Source organism: Amycolatopsis sp. NPDC059027, assembly GCF_042739735.1.
In the GTDB taxonomy this organism is placed as follows: Bacteria; Actinomycetota; Actinomycetes; order Mycobacteriales; family Pseudonocardiaceae; genus Amycolatopsis.
Window position 1 is genome coordinate 1 of record NZ_JBHYIK010000124.1, and the last position, 17,630, is coordinate 17,630.

Consider the following 17,630-nt stretch of genomic DNA (forward strand, 5'->3'; position numbering starts at 1 on the left):
ACCCCGGGCCCGGGGGCCCCCGTGGTCCGGCGCCCCCCGGCTCCCCCCCTCGGGGGCCCAAGCGGCCCGGGGAGCTCCCCCGCGGGGGGGGGGGCGCCCCCCCGGTCTACCTGCTCGCACCCGGAGGTGCCTTCGACCCGAGGGCCGGTCCTCCCGTCTCCGTCGCCCCCCTGCTGGGGCGACGCCGACGAGAAGTTCGGTGACTCACCCGATGGACGTGCGGGCCCCGCGCTCGGTTGCTCCGGGGCCGGAGCCGAGTTCGCCCTGACCCCCGAGGAGGCCGAATCCGGTGCCCCGAACTGGGCATTCGACACAATTCCGAAAATTCCCGCCCCCGCGAGGACGAGGACGACCGCACTCGTCGACACGGCGAGACGCGAACGGCGCCGCGCCGTCTGCCGCTTCGACTCGGCGACGACGTCGGATTCGGTGAAGGTCGAGGGCGGTGGTTCGCCGGGCGCGGCGGAGAACAACGTTTCGAGGTCGCGCTCATCCATTGGTCTCCACCTCCCGTTCCAGAACCTGTTTCAGATTCGCCAGCCCGCGCGCGGTCTGGCTCTTGACGTTGCCCTCGCTGCAGCCCAGCGCCTTCGCGGCGGCACTGACGTCGAGCCCTTCGAAGAACCGCATGACCAGGACCGCGCGCTGCTTCGGCGGTACCTCGCGCAACGCCGCGAGCAGGTCTTCCCTGGTGGCGACACGTTCGGCGAGGCCGGGCCCGTCCTGTGCGGGCTCGGGCAGCTCGTCGGTCTGCCGTTCCCGCCGCCACGGGCGCCGGGACTCGTCGATCGACGCCCGTACCAGGGTCTTGCGCACGTAGGCGTCCGTCGCCCCGCGATCCCTGATCTTCTTCCACCTCCGGTGCAGCGCCACGAACGCCGTCTGCGCGAGGTCGTCCGCGCGATGCCAGTCGCCGCAGAGCATGTACGCGGTCCGGCGCACGGCGTCCTGCCTTGCGGCGAAGTACTCCGCGAACTCCTGCTCGTCGCGCTGGTCCACGCGCAGTCGTGCTCCACTCTGTTTGTCGTCGGCGGTAGGACGGAACCGGGGGCGTCCACGGTTGCACGGCCCGCGAAGTTCGACCAGCCTCCTGCCGCATTGATCCACGCACGGCCCGTGTGATGTGATCGGACCGTGACCTGGACGCCGCAGCCGCTGGACTTCCGCTCCGACACCGTCACCCGGCCGGATGAAACGATGCGCAGGGCGATGGCCGCGGCCGAGGTCGCCGACAACGTCATCGACACCGATCCGACGATCGCCGAACTCGAACGGCGCGCGGCGCAAGTGCTGGGCATGCCCGCCGCGCTGTGGGTCCCGAGCGGCACGATGGCCAACCTGATCGCGCTGACCGCGCACCTGCGCCGCGGCGACCGGTTCCTCGCGATGCGCGGCGCCCACGTGCTGAACAACGAACTCGGCTCGGCCGCCTGGCTCGCGGGCGGGATGCCGGAACCGCTGGAACACGACGCCGGGCCCGGCCGGGCCACCGCCGAGGCCCTCGAACTGGCGATCGGCGCGCAGGGCCCGTACTACACACTGCGCACTTCGTTGCTGTGCCTGGAAAACACGCACAACGCGGCGGGCGGGGCGGTGACTCCGCCGGACGAGCACGCGCGGTTGCTCGCCGTGGCCAAGCAGGCCGGGCTGAAAGTCCACCTCGACGGCGCGCGGATCTGGCACGCCGCGGTCGCGCTCGGAGTGCCGCCCGCCGCGCTGACCGTCGGCGTCGACACCGTGTCGGCCTGCTTCAGCAAGGGCCTCGGCGCGCCGGTCGGCTCGGTCGTGGCGGGAACGCCGGACTTCGTCGAGCAGGCGCGGCGGACGCGGCAGATGCTCGGCGGCGGGGTCCGCCAAGGCGGGGTGCTCGCGGCCGCCTGCCTCGTTGCACTCGACCGCGTGGACGAGCTGGCCGAGAGCCACGAGAACGCCCGCCGGCTCGCGGCCGGTGTCGCCGAGCACGGCTGGCCGGTGGTGACCCCGGAGACCAACATCGTGCTCGCCGAGGTCGCCGACGTCCCGGCGGCGCTGGAGTGGCTCGGCTCGCTCGGCATCCTGGCACTCCCGATGGCGGGCCGGGTGCGGTTCGTGCTGCACCGCGACCTGTCCGCCGCCGACGTCGAAGAAGCTCTGCGCCGCATCAAGGCCGGTGCCTGAACTGATGGGGGATCGATGAACTGGATCGTGTTCGACTACGGCGACGTGCTGAGCAGGCGGACCGCCGCGCTGCCGAAACTCGCCGCGACGCTGGGTGTCGAGGCCGGGCGGCTGGAGGAGCACTACTGGGCGCTGCGGGAGCCGTACGACCGCGGCTGCGGCGACCTCGAGTACTGGCAGTCGGTCGGGAAGGCGCTCGGCGTCGAGGTCGACGAAGCGAAGAGCGAGGAGCTGACCAGCATCGATGTCGAAGGCTGGTCCCATCTCGAACCGTCCTCGGCCGAACTGCTGGACGCGCTGGGCGAGGCGGGCGCGGCGCTCGCGCTGCTGTCCAACGCGCCGTCGTCCTTCGGCCGCTGGGCGCGGGCACAGGACTGGGCGCGGCATTTCCGCGTCACGCTGTTCTCCGGCGATCTGGGCTGCGTGAAACCGGACGAGCGGATTTACCGGATCCTGCTCGACCGGCTCGGCGCGGCACCGGCGGACTGTCTCTTCTTCGACGATCGAAAGTCCAATGTGGACGCGGCGGTGGCGCTCGGAATCCGGGCCCACGTATGGGACGGTGCCGACGCGGCGAAGGCCGCGCTCGGCTGAAAATCACCCACACGGCAGATCCGCCTACACAGGGTCAATAGCGTGGGCCTAAGCTGGCTTCACCCAAACCGACTTCCCGCGGTAGGTGACATGCCCGCACACGATCCGCCGTCCGATCGCCGGCCGGCCGTGCTGCCGTCCGACTTCGATCGGCCGAGCATCGCGCGGGTCTTCGACGCCCTGATGGACGGGCAGGACAACTACGCGGTCGACCGCGCGGTGGTGCGGCAGATCGTCGACATCGCGCCCGACTCGCCGAAGATGGCGAAGGAAGTGCGGGCCTGGCTCGTGCGCGCGGTCCGGTTTCTCACCGAGCGGATGCGGATCGACCAGTTCCTCGACCTCGGCTCGGGCTTCCCGACCGTGGAGAACACGCATCAGGTGGCGCAGCGGTACAACTCCGAGGCGCACGTCGTCTACGTCGACAACGACCCGGTCGTGCAGGCGTACGGCCGCGCGTTGCTCGAAGAGAACGAGTACACCCACATCTCCGGCAGCGACCTGCTCGACCCCGACGCCACGCTGTCCGACGAGACGCTGGTGCGGAACCTCGACTTCCGCAAGCCGACGGGGCTGATCATGTGCGCGATCATCCACCACATCACCGACCTCGAACGGGCGCGGAACGTGGTGAAGGCCTACGTCGAGGCAATGGCGCCGGGTTCGTACCTCGTCCTGCTGCACCAGCACAACCCCGCCGACGGCAGCGAAGCCGCCGACGTGGCGACGGCGCTGGAGAAGCGCTTCGGCGGTACCGGGCTCGACACGCTCTACCGCACCCGCGAGGAGATCGAGTCGTTCTTCGACGGCTTGGAACTCGTCAAGCCCGGGCTGACCTATCCGCACCAGTGGTGGCCGGAGGGGCCGCGCCTCGCCAAGCTGGCGCCCGTGAACTTCACGTCGCTGGCAGGCGTGGCGCGGATCCCGTGACCGGCCGTCAGCTCACCGGTTTCACTGATTGATGCGCCTGGGGTCCTTCTTGCCGGTGATCGCGCGGTAGCCGGCGGCGCCGAGGAACAGCACCCCGCCGATCACGGCGATCCACAGGATCGCCTTGAACACGAACCCGATCACCGAGCCGAGCACCATGAACGCCACCCACGCGACGACAAGCGCTCCGACGATCTTCCAGAACATGGCTCCTCCGATTGCGTCCCCGCGCCCTGCCGGCCCGGTATGGCCAGCGTCCCACCCTCGACGCGAAAACTCTCTCGAACCGGCCAACGTTCAGGGGGATCTCCGGGTTCCCCCTGACCGTGTCCGGACGTCCTCAGCCGAGCCAGGCACCGATGCGCCGGACGCCCTCGTCGATGTCCTCGGCCGAGCCCGCGAACGAGAACCGCACGAACTTCCCGCCGTCGACCGGGTCGAAGTCGACGCCGGGTGCGATGGCGACGCCGGTGTCGGCGAGCAGCCGCTGACACCAGCTCAGGCTGTCGGTGGTGTACGCGGACACGTCGGCGTAGGCGTAGAAGGCCCCTTCGGCGGGGGCGAGCTTGTCGATTCCCACCTCACGTAACCCGGCGAAGAGCCGGTCGCGGTTGGCGCGGTAGCGCTCGACGTGGCCGTCGGCCTCGGCATAGGACTCCGGTGTGAACGCGGCGACGGCGGCGTGTTGCGAGACCGCGGGCGGGCAGATGGTGAAGTTGCCGGTCAGGACGTCGACGGCGCGGTGGAGCCGCTGCGGCACCAGCATCCAGCCGAGCCGCCAGCCGGTCATCGCGAAGTACTTCGAGAAGCTGCCGAGGACGAGCGCCTCGTGCCCGTACTGCCAGGCACAATCCAACTGTGTCGATGCGCCCTCGGCGGGAATACGTACCTCGGGCGGTGCGCCGTAGGAGATGCCGTGGTAGATCTCGTCGCTGATCAGCTGGACGCCGTGGGACGAGCACCAGCCGCTGATCGCGGCCAGCTCACCGGGCGGCAGCACGGTACCGGTCGGGTTGCTCGGGGCGGCCACGATGAGCCCGTCGATCGGGCCGAGTTCGTCGAGCAGGGCCACCGTGGGCTGGAAGTTCGTCTCCGGGCCGGTGGCGAACTCGACGACCTCGCAGCCGAGCACATGCAGCAGGTTCCGGTAGGCCGGGTAGCCGGGCCTTGCCATCGCGACCCGAGCGCCGGGATCGAACGCGCTGAGGAACGACAGCAGGAAGCCGCCGGAGGAACCGGTCGTCATGACGACGTCCTGCGAGGAGACGTCGAGCCGGTATTTCCGCTGGTAATGCCCGGCCACCGCTTCGCGCAGCTCGGGAATGCCGAGCTGTTCGGTGTACCCGAGGGTCCGCGTCGACAAAGCTTCTTGCGCGGCCTTGAGCACGGGCGCGGGGGCGGGCGCCGACGGCTGGCCCGCGCAGAGCGCGACCAGATCACCATGGCTGCGCTGCCGGGCCTGTGCCGCGGAAAGGACGTCCATGACGTGGAACGGGGGAACTCCGGCCCGCAGCGCGGGCCCGGCGAAAGCACCGAGGTCGACCATGTCCTGCAGGCTAACCCGGCTGATGGGGCCGGCCCCGATGTGCCGCGGTGCGGGCGATCAAGGTCCCGTAGCCGTCGAGCAGGCGTTGCAGGCCGAACCCGAACAGCCGATCCAGCTCGAAGTCGAAGTCGCCGCGGGCGATGACGGCGGCGAAGGACGGGTAGCGGCCCTGGGCGATCAGCTCGAACAGCACGGGCTCGTGTTCGGCCAGCCATTCCTCGTCCGAGCGCGCGGACCCGGCCTCGGCTTCGGCCTCCCACTCGAAGTTCAGCGCCGTCGCACGGACGTAGTTGAACAGCGTGATGTGCGCGTACATGATCGTCGAATGCGCGAGGCCGTGGCCGTCGAGCGCGCGGACGGCCCATTCGGCGTGGTCGAGCAGGTTCGGCAGCGGCTGCGGGCGGGTGACCGAAAGCGCCTGCGCGAGCCAGGGATGCCGCCGGAACAGCTGCCATTGACGCGTGGCCAGCAGTTCGAGCTGCGCCCGCCAGCCCTCCGGCGGCGTCGCCGGGAAGGTGACTTCGCCGAGGACGAGGTCGGCCATTTCGAGCACGAGATCGTCCTTCTTGGGCACATGACGGTAGAGCGCCATCGTGGCGACACCGAGTTCCGACGCGATCCGCCGCATCGCGAGCGCGCCGATGCCCTCGGTGTCGGCGATGCGGACGGCGGCCCGCACGATGCTTTCGCGGGAAAGTTCGGCCTCCCGCTTCGGCACGCGACGCTCGGGTGCCTCGGCGACGACGGTCCCCGCGCCGGGGCGGGTGACCACGACCCCTTCGTCCCGCAGGGTCGCGAGCACCTTGGTCGCGGTGGCCATCGCGACACCCCAGTCCTTGACGATCTGGCGGGTCGACGGCACGCGTGCGCCCGGCGCCAGCTCGCCCGCGGCGATCCGCCGCCGGATCTCGGTGACGATCCGGCGGTAGGGCGGGTCCGATTGAGGGCCCATTTCTCCTCCTAGTGCACTAGTGCGATCGCTCCTCAGAGCCTAGTGCGCTACTGGTCGCGAGCGTTCTCCGCACTAGTGCTCATACATCGCCTTTTCGCAGCTCTAGGTCAATGTTAGCCCTCATGCATACCTTGTACGCAGCGAACTTCGAAGCGACGTACACAGGGAGATATCATGACCGAGCGGAACATCCTGATCTCGGGTGCGGGCGTTGCCGGGATCACCCTGGCTTACTGGCTGCGCCGGCACGGCTTCCGGCCGACCGTCGTCGAGCGCGCCGAAGCGCCGAGGCGCGGCGGGCACGCGATCGACATCCGGGGCAGCGCGCTCGGCGTCGTCGAGCGAATGGGCGTGCTGGCCGACATCCGGCGGCTCAGCACCGACATGCGCGGGATGTCCTGGTACAACGCCCGCAGCCGGAAGCTGGTGGACGTCACCGAGCACACGCTGACCGGTGGTCTCGTCGACAGCGAGGACGTCGAGATCCTGCGCGACGAACTCACCGACATCCTCTACGCGGCGACCGACGGCGTCGAGTACGTCTTCGGCGACTCGATCACGGGACTGACCCAGACCCCCGACGGCGTCGACGTCACGTTCGCCTCCGGCACCTCCCGCACGTTCGACCTCGTGGTCGGCGCGGACGGCATCCACTCGGCGGTACGGCGGCTGGCGTTCGGGCCGGAAACGCGTTATCTGCACCATCTGGACACGTATCTGAGCGTGTTCACCATGCCGAACTACCTGAACCTGGACCGCTGGCAGGCCTTCCACATGTCGCCGGGACGACTCGCCGGCGTCTACAGCGCGCGGGGCAACACGGAAACGCGGGCGATGCTGGGCTTCGAATCGCCGGTGCTGGACTACGACCACCACGACCGCGCCCAGCAGGAAAAGCTGATCGCGGACGCTTTTCTCGGCGGCGGCTGGGAAATTCCGCGACTGCTGCGGGAAATGCGCTCGGCACCGGACCTGTATTTCGACTCGATGAGCCAGGTACGCATGGATTCCTGGACCGCCGATCGCGTCACCCTGGTCGGCGACGCGGGATACGGCCCGTCGCCCTTGTCCGGCCAGGGAACCAGCCTGGCACTCGTCGGCGCGTACGTCCTGGCGGGCGAACTGCGAGCCGCGCACGGTGATCACCACACGGCGTTCGCTCGGTACACGGAGATCATGCGGCCGTTCGTGCTGAAGAACCAGGAACTGGCGATGTCGAACAAGCGCAGCCAGACCCGCGCCGCGCAATGGCGGCAGATCCAGAGCCTGCGCGCGCTGCGTTATCTGCCCTTCCGCAGCCAAATCATGCGAAAGGCGATGCAGCCGCTGACCGAATCCGCCAACACCGTCCGCCTCAAGGACTACTGACGATCCGTGAATGCCACATTGAGGGACTCTGAGTCTCTCAATGTGGTTTTCTCGCTCAGGGTTCTGGGGCCGTGTGTGTTGCCGGTTGTGTTGCAGGACGCCTGGGGTGCGCTGGCCTGGGGTGCGTCAAGGGCGTCCCTGGGTGCGGTGGATGCACCCAGGGCGTCCCTCGGACATGCCGCGCATGCCCCGGGGAAAGTGCCCACCAGCAAAGCCTGGAGTGCCGACCAGGCCGAAAGCCCGCAACAGCCGTCGCCCGTATCGAACGCAACCGACCACTACTGAGAAAACCTCAATGTGGCCTTCACGGACTTCGGCTCAGTAACCCTGGTAGGCACCGCCGTGCGCCATGGCCTTCAGACCGGGGACGTTGGCGATCGAACCGTATCGGCTGATCGAGTACTTCACGCCCGCGATGATGTTGTCCACCGGGTTGTAGATATTGTCGTGCCCGGGCAGCTTGTGCGAGTTAAACGTCGAGTCGATGCACTGCATGAGCCCCTTCGACGGGTGCCCGGCAGCGGCATTGGAATCCCAGTTGTTGATCGCGTTGGGATTACCGCCCGATTCGTGCTGGATAATGGCCCAGATATTGGGGATGTCGGCCTCGGTGACGTTCACCCCGGCGGCCTGCAGCGCTTTGATCGCCTCCTGGATCCACTGCTGCACGTTGCCCGGCGGTGGCGACGAAGGCGGCCCGCCGCTGGGGCCGAGGCCACCGCCTCCACCACCACCGCCGCCCCCTCCACCGCCGCCTCCGCCTCCGCCTCCGTGGTTCGACATGGCGCCGTTGCTGTGGATGCCACCGGTGCTCTGCGGAATCGTCCCGTCCTTGCCCGGCGGTGGAACGTCCTTGTACCCACCCTCGATCTGAGTCTTCATCAGCTCCTGGGACTTCTCGATCTGCTTGTTCGCCGCGTCGAGAAGCCCCGCGACATCACCGTCGAACCCGGCGGTGATGGTGTGGATATCGGTCTGCGCCTGTTTGCGAATGGCGCCCTCGTCCGGGTTCGGAGCGGGTTTGTTCGCATCCTTGGCGTGCGCGTCGGCAGCGATCTTCGCCTTGGCGATGTCCGCTTCCGCCTTGCCGATGCGGTCGTTGACCGCCTTCTCGGCATCGACGAGTTTGTCGTGCGCTTTCTTCTTGATATCGCCAAGATCGGTCACGAGCCCGTCGAGGTCCCGGCCGACGTCTTCGAGGTGACTCTGTACCTTCGCGCCCGCAGTCGTGATCGACTTGACATAGTTGACGAAGTTGTCCGCGGCAGGGCCGGACCAGACCCCACCGTTCAGAGCATCGGTCGCCGACTTGAACGCAGCACTGTGGTCGCCCGCGTTTTTGGCAGCCTCATGGAACTGCACCGACGCGTTGTGAATCGCGTCAAGATTGATTTTGGAGACCTGGTCGACCTTCTGCGTGAACGCGCCCCAGTTGTCCGGTGCCCCCACGCTGCCAGTATTCAAACCCACAGCTGTGTCCCCCTCAGTGGTTGCCGGTCTGGTGCAGCGTGACGTCGCTCTTCGCCACCTGGTCCGTTTCCGCGATCAGCCCCGCGGCCTTACGCAGCGCGAAGCTGGTGGCCTCCATGAGCTTGCCCGCCGCGTCGAATTCCTTGTGCACGCCCTGCTTGAACTGGCCGACCGCGCCGTGCGCGTCGTTCGCGCCGGTCAGACCGCCGAAGGGACTTTCCTTCTCGTGGTCCATGCCGGTGACCTTGTTCTTGGACTTCTCGAACTCGTCCTTGAGCTTCTCGACCTGCTTGGCGGCAATGCCCATGGAATCCGGGTCATACACAGGCACGGTTCGTCATCCCCTTCGAAGCTTGCGTCCACCTGGTGTGACGTCGGCACGACCAGGACGGTTCCCGCGCATACTGTAAGACTTCGGCTGCGCCCCGTGTGCGGATCTTCACCAAACTCCACCCCGGCGAGCAGATTCAGGCTTCGGCGAGCAGTTCCCGGACCCGGTCGGCGAGCAGTGCGTTGTCGGCCGGGGCGATGGTCGCCCAGTCGCTGCCGTCGGCGTCCTTGCCGAGCTGGAACAGGTACCGTCCGGCATCCGTGTCGTAGAAGGCGACGACGCGCGAGGTTCGGTGGGCGACGCCGTCGCGGCCGATGCGTTCGGCGCCGAACTGGCCGCGAGCTTCCTGGCCCAGCAGCATTCCCGCCAGTTCCTGGGCCTGAAACAGCGGGATCCGCCGATCCTCCAAGGCGGTGACCAGGGCTTTCGCCTCACCACGGGCATCGGCGTCGGCGGCCATCAGCACGTCGTGCGGGACACTGACGGCCTGGCCGACGCCGGGGTCCAGTTCGCCGGCGACCGAGACCGCGGCCTCGGGCAGCATGCCTTCGCGGGCGGGGATCAGCCAGACCTGCCCCTCGTCGACCACGCCCAGCAGCGCTTGACGGCCGAGGCTGACGGCGCGGCCGCGGATCTCCCGCTCCGCCCACACCCAGACGTCGACCGCGAGCTGCGGACGCGCCAGCAGGTGGAACATGTCGACCAGTTCGCCGGTCGCGCGGTGGCCGCGGGCGAGGCGCCGCGCGGCCAGTGACGACCAGGCCTGTTCGACCAGTTCCGCCCGCTCGGTGTGGGTGACGCCCGGAGTCGGCACGTCCAGCGCGACGTGGCGCTGTGGCAGGCCTTCGGCCTCCCAGAGCATGTCGAACTCCAGCGCGGACAGCACGAGGCTGCCGTTCTCGGCGGGCACGGTCAGCGCACATCCTTGTCGCCGATGACGTCCGGGGACACCATGCGCTGGTCCTCGAACAGGTCCTTGTCGTCCACGCCGTACCGGCGCACGTGCTCGGCGTCCTCGGGCTCCTGGCCGTCCTGCGGCGCGGCCTTGGAGAGCAGTTTGGCGTCACCACGCGGCTGCTTCGGGCTGATCTGCTCCGACTTCCGCAGCGCGACCGCCTCCTCCTCCGGCAGTTCGCCGACCGGGAGCGGGCCGACCTTGCCCCTGCCGGAACCCCCGGAGCCGAAGCCGCGGCCCTGCCGATCCCGCTCACCGCTCAGCGCGCCACCGATTCCGCCCGCGCCGATCGCGGCCGCACCCGCGCCCAGTTCGCCCGCGGACCCCACCGGTTTCGGCGCCACGACACCGGAGCCGCTGACGAGCCCCGGCTGCGGTGCCTGGCCGGGGAACTGGGGCGCGGCGCCGACCGTGCGGCCCTTGCCGAGCGCCTGATCGCCGCGGGTGTCGGAGCTTCCGGGCACTCCACGTCCCAGCGAGCCGTCGGCACCGGTCGTGCCGCCGGGCAGCGCGGCGCCGCCACCGGGGACCACAGGACGTCCCGGCTGCTGGCTACCGGTCGGACCAGGGCCGCCACCGGGGCCACCGCCCGTGCCACCGGAACCGCCGACGCCGGTGGTGCCGCCGACGGCCGGGCTGCCCGGCGCGCCGGGCGGGACGAACTCGCCGGTCGTAGGAGGCACCGCGGGCGTGGGCGCGAGACCCGGCCGCGCGGGCGCGGACTCGGTGGGTCCGCGCCCGGGCGCGTTCACCCAGCCGCTGGGCGCCGGAGCCGGCTGCTTCGGAACACCGGCCGGTGCCGTCGGGGCAGAACTCGGTGCGGTGGGCTGATAGCCGGCCGGACTGCCCGAAGCGGTCTGCCGGGGAGCCTGCGCCGCGATGCCGTAGGCCGGGGTCGGCGGGTCGACCGGCGCGGGTGCCGGGGCCTGGTAGCGCACGGGCTGCGCCTGCGGCGGCGGCTCGACGTACTGCGAGCGGACCTCCGCCGCCGCGGGTTTCACGCTGCCGTCCGGGGTCAGGTCGACCGCCGAACCGGCGAGCGCGGTCGCGCCGAAGTCACCGACAGGCGCGGCTTTGAGCGCCTCCGGCTTGCTCAACGTCTCGGTGGAGAGCAGGTTTTCCCCGCTCTCCTTGGCGTATTCGTTCAACGCGGCGAGCGCCTGCCCCCTGGCGTTGTTCGCGGCGCTGACCTGACGCGCGTGGTCGGTCTCGAACCCGATCAGGCTCAGCACGGTGTCACCGAAGGTGAATCCGCCCGCCCCCTTGCGCACGGTTTCGGCGTCGGGAAGCTTGTACCGCGCCCGGTTGAACGCCTCGCCCTGCGCGAAGATCATCTCGGCGGCGTGGGTCACCTTCACCTTCGCGTCCTGGGAGAACCCGGCCTGCTCGGTGAACACCTGCCCGGCCTGGCCGCCCGCCTGGCTCTGCCATTCGACGCCCATCTTGGCCAGCTCGGTGCGCAGGGTGTGATCGGTTTGCGCGAGGGCGTCGGCGACCGACTTCAGCGCGTCCACCGCGACACCGATGCTGCCGATGCCGTCGCCGGTGGTCATCCGCTCGATCTCGGTGGCGATCGCGGTGTTGGTCCAGCCGTCGAAACGCTGGTCGCGGATCCTGCCCGCGAGCTCGGAGATCTTCACGCGCGCTCCCTCAGTTACGTGCTTTCAAGGTCTGCAGGGCGAGATCGGCCGCCTGCGCGGACATTTCGCACAGCCGCGGCTGGGTGAACGCGCCCGCGCTGATCGCGAACGCCTGCACCACGAGCGTCTGCCCGGAGGCGACGCCGACGAGCGTTTCACAGTCGGCAGGGGTGCCCGCGGCCCGGAAGTTCGTGATCGCGGGAAATCCGCCGACGGGGTTCGGCTGCGTGGTCATACTGTTCTTGCGCCGGGCACCGGTGAGCCATTCGGAGACGTCCGCACCGATCGTGCGGACGTGGTAGGCGAAGAACGGTTCGGTGTCCTTCGCGTCCAGCACGCAGGTCGGCCCGTCCGGCTGATCGGCGGCCGGACGCGGCGCGCCGGTGATCTTGAGCTGCGCCAGCTGCGGCTGGCTCAGCAGCGAACACGGATCGACGCCCTTGACCGGAAGATCCTTGGGGCGCGCCGGAAGTTCCGCGGCTTTCGCGCGCTGCGCGAGCGAACTGGCCGCGGTCTCCACCGGGTAAGGGGTGCCGTCCGTGCTGGACGAGCAGCCCGCGAGTGTCGCGGTGACGAGGACGCCACCGGCGAGCCACAGGCCGTGCCTACGTGCGGTGGCCACCGCGCTCCCTGAGTGCCGCGGCCTTGTCCGCCTCGCCCGTGTGGTACTTCTTCGCGGCCTCACGAAGCTGGGCGACGAGCCGGTGCAGCCCGGCCACGTACTCCCGGACCTGCCCCGCGTACGACTGGTCCCCGTCCGCGACCAGCCCGTTCCAGGCCTCGACGGCATTGGTGCTGACGATGTCCGCCGACGGACTGTCGATGCGCAGCTGGCCGAGCCGCGTGAGCAGCTTGTCCTCGAGCGCCTTGACCTGCTCCTCCACCACTTTCGCGACGGCGAGCAGCTTTTCCGGGTCGACCATGACGTCGGCGACGCCCGGCGCCACGGGGACGGCACCGGTCAGGTCGAGTCCCTCTGTGGTGGCTGGGGTTCCTGGCATGCGTTCCCCTGACGTGATACGGACGGTCACCGGCTGGCTGCATCGAGGCTACCAACGCGCGTGTAGCGACGGCCTCAATTCGGCGAAGTTCGCCGCCGTCCGGTTCCGTCCCGCCGGAGATTCACGCGTGCTGATCTGCCACCGGGGCCGTGACCTCGCCGTTCACCGCGCGCAGGGCGATGTCCGTGCGGTGGTGCGAACCGGCGAGGTGCACCTTCTCGACGATCTCGTACGCGTGCTTGCGCGCGGCCTTGAGCGTGCGACCGGTGCCGACGACCGAAAGCACGCGGCCACCGGAGGAAACGACAGCGCCGTCGTCGCGGCGGCGCGTGCCCGCATGCAGGACACCTTCCAGCTCCCCGCCGGTGATGACGTCACCCGTACGGGGTTTACCGGGGTAGCCGTCCGCGGCGACCACGACGGTCACCGCGGCGCCACCGGACCACTCGAGCGGCGGGTGCTCGGCGAGCTTGCCGGTCGCGGTCGCGTGCAGCAGGCCGGCGAGCGGGGACTCCAGCAGTGCCAGCACGACCTGCGTTTCGGGATCGCCGAAGCGGCAGTTGAACTCGATGACCTGCGGGCCTTCGGACGTCAGCGCGAGACCCGCGTACAGCAGCCCGGAGAAGGACGCGTCGCGCGCGACGAGTTCGTCGACGACCGGCTGCACGATCCTCGCGACGACGTCGTCGACGAGGTCTTCCGGCGCCCAGCCCAGCGGGGCGTACGCGCCCATACCGCCGGTGTTCGGGCCGGCGTCGCCGTCACCCACACGCTTGAAATCCTGCGCGGGCAGCAGCGGGACGACGGTGTGTCCGTCGACGAAGCAGAACAGCGACGCCTCCGGACCGTCCAAAAAGGACTCCAGGAGGACCGGGTGGCCGCCGTCGAGCAGCATCAGGGCGTGCTTGCGCGCGACCTCGATATCCTTGGTGACCACGACACCCTTGCCCGCGGCGAGCCCGTCGTCCTTGACCACCCAGGTCGGGCCGAAGCGGCCGAGCGCCGCGTCGAGCCGAGCGGGCGTGTCCACGACCTCGCTGCGCGCCGTCGGCACGTTCGCCGCCGCCATGACGTCCTTGGCGAACGCCTTGGAGCCCTCGATCCGCGCGGCCGAGGCGGACGGGCCGAAGCAGGCGATGCCCGCCTTGCGCACGGCATCGGCGACGCCCGCGACGAGCGGGACCTCCGGCCCGACGACGACGAGGTCGGCCTGCCAGTCCTTGGCCAGTGCGGTCACCGCCGCCGGATCGGCGGCGTCGACGCCGAGCTGCTCGGACACCGCGGCGGTTCCGGCGTTGCCGGGGGCACAGGCGAGCGCGGTGACGGCGGGATCGCCGGACACCGCGAGGACCAGTGCATGCTCACGGGCGCCGGACCCGATTACCAATACGCGCACGCCGGACAGGGTACCGGCGGTCCCCGGCGCCGACACTTCGCCGTCACCCACGGCAGCGGTGGCCTCGAGGTGTTCACCCGGACGTCAGGCGTGCTTACGGGCAGCGACGCCGAGCGGATGCTTGCGCTGTCAAGGGTGGCGCGGTAAGTCGGGACCCGTCCCGGAAGCGAAAGAGGTTGCAGATGAAGCGCAAGCGTGTGGGCGTGCTCGCACTGACCGGTCTCGCCCTGCTCGGCGTCGCCGGACTGGCTGTCGGGCCCGCGAGTGCCGCTCCGGCGGACACTGTGGAGAGTCCGAATGCGGCGGGGTACGGCCGAGGGCACGATGACCCCGTGATCATCGGACACCGGGGCGCGCCCGGCTATCGCCCCGAGCACACGCTCGCCTCGTACGAACTGGCGTTCCGCCAAGGGGTGAACTGGGTCGACGTCGATCTCGTGCCCACCAAGGACGGTCAGCTCGTCGCGCGGCACGAACCGGAGATCGGCGGCACCACCGACGTCGCGAAGCACCCGGAATTCGCCTCGCGCAAGACGACGAAGGTGATCGACGGCACACCGCTGACCGGATGGTTCACCGAGGACTTCACGCTGGCCGAGCTGAAGACGCTGCGCGCGGTGGAGCGGATCCCGCAGAACCGGCCGAACAACCAGATGTACAACGGCCGCTACCAGATCGCGACGTACCAGGAGGTGCTCGACCTGACGAAGCGGCTCTCACGCGAGCTGCACCGGACGGTCGGGACCTACCCGGAGGTCAAGCACTCGACGTACTTCCAGTCGATCGGGAACCCGACCGAGCCGAAGCTGGTGGCCATCCTCGACCGCAACGGGCTCAACCGCCGCAACGCGCCGGTGATCATCCAGTCGTTCGAGGTGTCGAACCTGATCGCCCTGCACCGGCAGGTGCGCGTGCCGCTGCTCCAGCTGACCGACGCTACCGGCGCGCCCGCCGACTTCGTCGCGAAGGGCGACAAGCGGACCTATGCCGATCTTGTTACGCCGCAAGGACTTCGCGAGGTCGCGAAGTACGCGGACTACCTCGGGCCCGCGAAGTCGCAGATCATCCCGCTGGACGCGGCGGGCAATCTGACGCAGCCGACGGCGATCGTCCGCGACGCCCACGCGGCGGGCCTGAAGGTCCAGCCGTACACGTTCCGTAACGAAAACCCGTTCCTGCCGAAGAACCTGCGCTCGTCGGACAAGCCCGACGCGTACGGGAACGTCTTCGCGGAGGAGGCAGCGTTCTTCAAGGCCGGTGTCGACGGCTTCTTCGCCGACCAGCCGGACACCGCACTGGAATCACTGCACGACTTCCTCGGCCGCTGAGCCACGTCTGAAGTTCCCTTAAGGCCACCTTGCGGGCGTCTGACGCCCGCAAGGTGGCCTTAACGGCATTTGGCGCCCCACTCTCGACCATGGGTTTTGACGAAACCTTGACACCCCTGGTGACCCGGGCTACTTTCTGCGGATCTCAATGGTCTGTCCGCATACCTTTCGAGAGGTAGCCCGATGGATGTCTCCGACCAGGCCAACACCAAACCCGCCGACGACGCGGCCGACGACGACAGCGCCCGCCTGCATCAGCTCGGCTACGCGCAGGAACTGAAACGGACGATGTCGGCGTTCGCCAACTTCGCCGTGTCGTTCACGATCATCTCCATCCTTTCGGGCTGCCTCACGCTGTACGGCTTCGGCATGAAGACCGGCGGACCGGCGGCGATGATCTGGGGCTGGCCGCTGGTCGGCCTGTTCGTCATCCTGGTCGGGCTCGGCATGGCCGAGGTCTGTTCGAGCTATCCGACCGCGGGCGGGTTGTACTACTGGGCGGCGAAACTGGCGCCGCGCAACGGTCCCGCCTGGTCGTGGTTCACCGGCTGGTTCAACCTGATCGGGCAGATCGCGGTCACCGCGGGCATCGACTTCGGCGCGGCGTTGTTCCTCAACGCCTTCCTCGACCTGCAATGGGGTTTCGCGGCGACACCGGGGCACACGATCCTGCTGCTCGCGATCATCCTGGTAGTGCACGGCGCGCTGAACACCTTCGGCGTACGGATCGTCGCGATCCTCAACAGCGTCAGCGTGTGGTGGCACCTGATCGGCGTATTGGTGATCGTCGGCGTGCTCGTGTTCGTACCGGCGAAGCACCAGGACGCGTCGTTCGTGTTCGGCAGTTTCCAGAACCAGACGGGCTGGGGTTCGTCGGTGTACGTGTTCGCGCTCGGGCTGTTGCTGGCGCAGTACACGCTGACCGGGTACGACGCCTCCGCGCACATGACCGAGGAGACGAAGAACGCGGCCAAGGCGGGGCCGCGCGGCATCGTCACGTCGATCATCGTTTCGCTGGTGGCGGGCTGGATCCTGCTGATCGGGCTGACCTTCGCGATCCAGGACTACGACGGCGCTGTCGGCTCGGCCACCGGTGTGCCACCCGCGCAGATCTTCATCGACGCGACCGGCGCGGTGACCGGAAAGTTCCTGCTGCTGATCTGCATCGGCGCGCAGCTGTTCTGCGGGATGGCGTCGGTGACGGCGAACTCACGGATGATCTACGCCTTCGCGCGCGACGGCGCGATCCCGGGCTCGAAGATCTGGCACCGCATCAACAAACGCACCCAGACACCGACGAACGCGGTGTGGCTCGCCACCGGTGGCGCGCTGATCCTGGCACTGCCGTACCTGTGGAGCGCGACGGCCTACGCGGCCGTGACGTCGATCGCGACGGTTGGTTTGTATGTGGCGTATGTGATCCCGGTGTTCCTGCGGGTGCGGATGGGTGACCGGTTCGAAAAGGGGCCGTGGAACCTGGGCCGGTGGGGAAAGCCGATCGGGATCGTCGCGAGCGTGTGGGTCGTCGTGATCTTCGTACTGTTCATGCTGCCGCAGGCCTCACCGGTCACGGTGGACACGTTCAACTACACGCCGATCGCGTTCCTGGTCGTCCTCGGCGGAGCGGCGTTGTGGTGGGTCGTCTCGGCGCGAAAGTGGTTCACCGGCCCGAAAGTCCAAGGTAGCGCGGAGGAACTGGCGGCGGTGGAACGAGAACTCCAAGACCTCGGCTGACCCCTGCGTCCTTTATGGACTCTGAGGTAGTGAAGGCCTCCTTACCGGCGCTGAGTGCCGCGAAGGAGGCCTTCACGGACTTGCCGTTCTAGCGCTGCGCACCCTGGTTGCGTGGCGCATGTCGCGAACGCGTGGCGGATTCATGCGATCGTCGCAACATGCTCTACTTAGGACAGTATCATGTTGAGTTTTTCTTTGGGGCTGAGCCAGTTCAGGGTTTTGCGGGGA

17 protein-coding genes are annotated in these 17,630 nt (G+C 69.0%); 6 read left to right on the forward strand and 11 right to left on the reverse strand.

Annotation, left to right across the window (positions count from 1 at the left end; genetic code table 11):
• Positions 1–489: 489 nt before the first annotated feature.
• On the reverse strand, positions 490–999 hold the full coding sequence (locus tag ACFWY9_RS43270; RefSeq protein WP_378341625.1) for a SigE family RNA polymerase sigma factor: 510 nt from the start codon (positions 997–999) through the stop codon (positions 490–492).
• Positions 1,000–1,134: 135 nt separating this feature from the next.
• On the opposite strand from ACFWY9_RS43270, the gene ACFWY9_RS43275 reads away from it, so the two are divergent.
• From ACFWY9_RS43275 to ACFWY9_RS43285, 3 genes are all read left to right on the forward strand, one after another.
• Positions 1,135–2,157 (forward strand): threonine aldolase family protein, encoded by a 1,023-nt coding sequence (locus ACFWY9_RS43275; protein ID WP_378329523.1) that lies wholly within the window; start codon positions 1,135–1,137, stop codon positions 2,155–2,157.
• 15 nt (positions 2,158–2,172) lie between these two features.
• Positions 2,173–2,751, forward strand: coding sequence for an HAD family hydrolase (locus ACFWY9_RS43280; RefSeq protein WP_378341626.1), 579 nt, complete (start codon positions 2,173–2,175; stop codon positions 2,749–2,751).
• A 90-nt stretch (positions 2,752–2,841) separates the two neighbouring features.
• A complete protein-coding gene (locus ACFWY9_RS43285; protein ID WP_378341627.1) occupies positions 2,842–3,681 on the forward strand; it encodes an SAM-dependent methyltransferase in 840 nt (279 codons plus the stop codon).
• Positions 3,682–3,702: 21 nt separating this feature from the next.
• Here ACFWY9_RS43285 and ACFWY9_RS43290 read toward each other — a convergent pair whose 3' ends face one another.
• From ACFWY9_RS43290 to ACFWY9_RS43300, 3 genes are all read right to left on the reverse strand, one after another.
• Complete coding sequence (locus tag ACFWY9_RS43290; protein ID WP_378329520.1) at positions 3,703–3,888, reverse strand: hypothetical protein; 186 nt, start codon at positions 3,886–3,888, stop codon at positions 3,703–3,705.
• 133 nt (positions 3,889–4,021) lie between these two features.
• Complete coding sequence (locus tag ACFWY9_RS43295) at positions 4,022–5,227, reverse strand: pyridoxal phosphate-dependent aminotransferase (protein ID WP_378329519.1); 1,206 nt, start codon at positions 5,225–5,227, stop codon at positions 4,022–4,024.
• Between the two features lie 10 nt (positions 5,228–5,237).
• Complete coding sequence (locus ACFWY9_RS43300) at positions 5,238–6,179, reverse strand: TetR/AcrR family transcriptional regulator C-terminal domain-containing protein (protein ID WP_378341628.1); 942 nt, start codon at positions 6,177–6,179, stop codon at positions 5,238–5,240.
• Between the two features lie 174 nt (positions 6,180–6,353).
• Here ACFWY9_RS43300 and ACFWY9_RS43305 point away from each other — a divergent pair, with 174 nt between their 5' ends.
• Positions 6,354–7,547, forward strand: a complete 1,194-nt coding sequence (locus tag ACFWY9_RS43305; protein ID WP_378341629.1) for an FAD-dependent monooxygenase — start codon at positions 6,354–6,356, stop codon at positions 7,545–7,547.
• 318 nt (positions 7,548–7,865) lie between these two features.
• On the opposite strand, the gene ACFWY9_RS43310 is transcribed toward ACFWY9_RS43305, so the two are convergent.
• The 7 genes from ACFWY9_RS43310 to purD all read right to left on the reverse strand — a co-directional run bounded on the left by ACFWY9_RS43310 (position 7,866) and on the right by purD (position 14,340).
• Complete coding sequence (locus ACFWY9_RS43310; protein WP_378341630.1) at positions 7,866–9,017, reverse strand: transglycosylase SLT domain-containing protein; 1,152 nt, start codon at positions 9,015–9,017, stop codon at positions 7,866–7,868.
• Between the two features lie 13 nt (positions 9,018–9,030).
• On the reverse strand, positions 9,031–9,348 hold the full coding sequence (locus tag ACFWY9_RS43315) for a hypothetical protein (RefSeq protein ID WP_378329515.1): 318 nt from the start codon (positions 9,346–9,348) through the stop codon (positions 9,031–9,033).
• Positions 9,349–9,484: 136 nt separating this feature from the next.
• Positions 9,485–10,258 carry an ESX secretion-associated protein EspG gene (locus ACFWY9_RS43320; RefSeq protein WP_378329514.1) on the reverse strand — a complete coding sequence of 258 codons (774 nt, stop codon included), beginning with the start codon at positions 10,256–10,258 and terminating at the stop codon, positions 9,485–9,487.
• Between the two features lie 2 nt (positions 10,259–10,260).
• A complete protein-coding gene (locus tag ACFWY9_RS43325) occupies positions 10,261–11,943 on the reverse strand; it encodes a hypothetical protein (protein ID WP_378341631.1) in 1,683 nt (560 codons plus the stop codon).
• Positions 11,944–11,953: 10 nt separating this feature from the next.
• A complete protein-coding gene (locus ACFWY9_RS43330; protein WP_378329512.1) occupies positions 11,954–12,565 on the reverse strand; it encodes a DUF3558 domain-containing protein in 612 nt (203 codons plus the stop codon).
• Positions 12,549–12,944, reverse strand: coding sequence for a PE domain-containing protein (locus ACFWY9_RS43335; protein ID WP_378341632.1), 396 nt, complete (start codon positions 12,942–12,944; stop codon positions 12,549–12,551). Before ACFWY9_RS43335 ends, ACFWY9_RS43330 begins: the two co-directional genes overlap by 17 nt.
• Before the next feature lie 121 nt (positions 12,945–13,065).
• Positions 13,066–14,340 (reverse strand): phosphoribosylamine--glycine ligase, encoded by a 1,275-nt coding sequence (purD, locus tag ACFWY9_RS43340; RefSeq protein WP_378329510.1) that lies wholly within the window; start codon positions 14,338–14,340, stop codon positions 13,066–13,068.
• Between the two features lie 182 nt (positions 14,341–14,522).
• Between purD and ACFWY9_RS43345 the strand changes: the two genes are divergently transcribed.
• Positions 14,523–15,668, forward strand: coding sequence for a glycerophosphodiester phosphodiesterase (locus ACFWY9_RS43345; protein ID WP_378341633.1), 1,146 nt, complete (start codon positions 14,523–14,525; stop codon positions 15,666–15,668).
• 183 nt (positions 15,669–15,851) lie between these two features.
• Positions 15,852–17,402, forward strand: coding sequence for an amino acid permease (locus ACFWY9_RS43350; protein ID WP_378341634.1), 1,551 nt, complete (start codon positions 15,852–15,854; stop codon positions 17,400–17,402).
• Positions 17,403–17,630: the final 228 nt, after the last annotated feature.

Coding starts and splice junctions, on each gene's coding strand:
- ACFWY9_RS43290 (WP_378329520.1), bottom strand. CDS start 3,888: ATGTTCTGGAAGATCGTCGGAGCGCTTGTCGTCGCGTGGGTGGCGTTC.
- ACFWY9_RS43280 (WP_378341626.1), top strand. CDS start 2,173: ATGAACTGGATCGTGTTCGACTACGGCGACGTGCTGAGCAGGCGGACC.
- ACFWY9_RS43300 (WP_378341628.1), bottom strand. CDS start 6,179: ATGGGCCCTCAATCGGACCCGCCCTACCGCCGGATCGTCACCGAGATC.
- ACFWY9_RS43350 (WP_378341634.1), top strand. CDS start 15,852: ATGGATGTCTCCGACCAGGCCAACACCAAACCCGCCGACGACGCGGCC.
- ACFWY9_RS43295 (WP_378329519.1), bottom strand. CDS start 5,227: ATGGTCGACCTCGGTGCTTTCGCCGGGCCCGCGCTGCGGGCCGGAGTT.
- ACFWY9_RS43305 (WP_378341629.1), top strand. CDS start 6,354: ATGACCGAGCGGAACATCCTGATCTCGGGTGCGGGCGTTGCCGGGATC.
- ACFWY9_RS43285 (WP_378341627.1), top strand. CDS start 2,842: ATGCCCGCACACGATCCGCCGTCCGATCGCCGGCCGGCCGTGCTGCCG.
- ACFWY9_RS43345 (WP_378341633.1), top strand. CDS start 14,523: ATGAAGCGCAAGCGTGTGGGCGTGCTCGCACTGACCGGTCTCGCCCTG.
- ACFWY9_RS43335 (WP_378341632.1), bottom strand. CDS start 12,944: ATGCCAGGAACCCCAGCCACCACAGAGGGACTCGACCTGACCGGTGCC.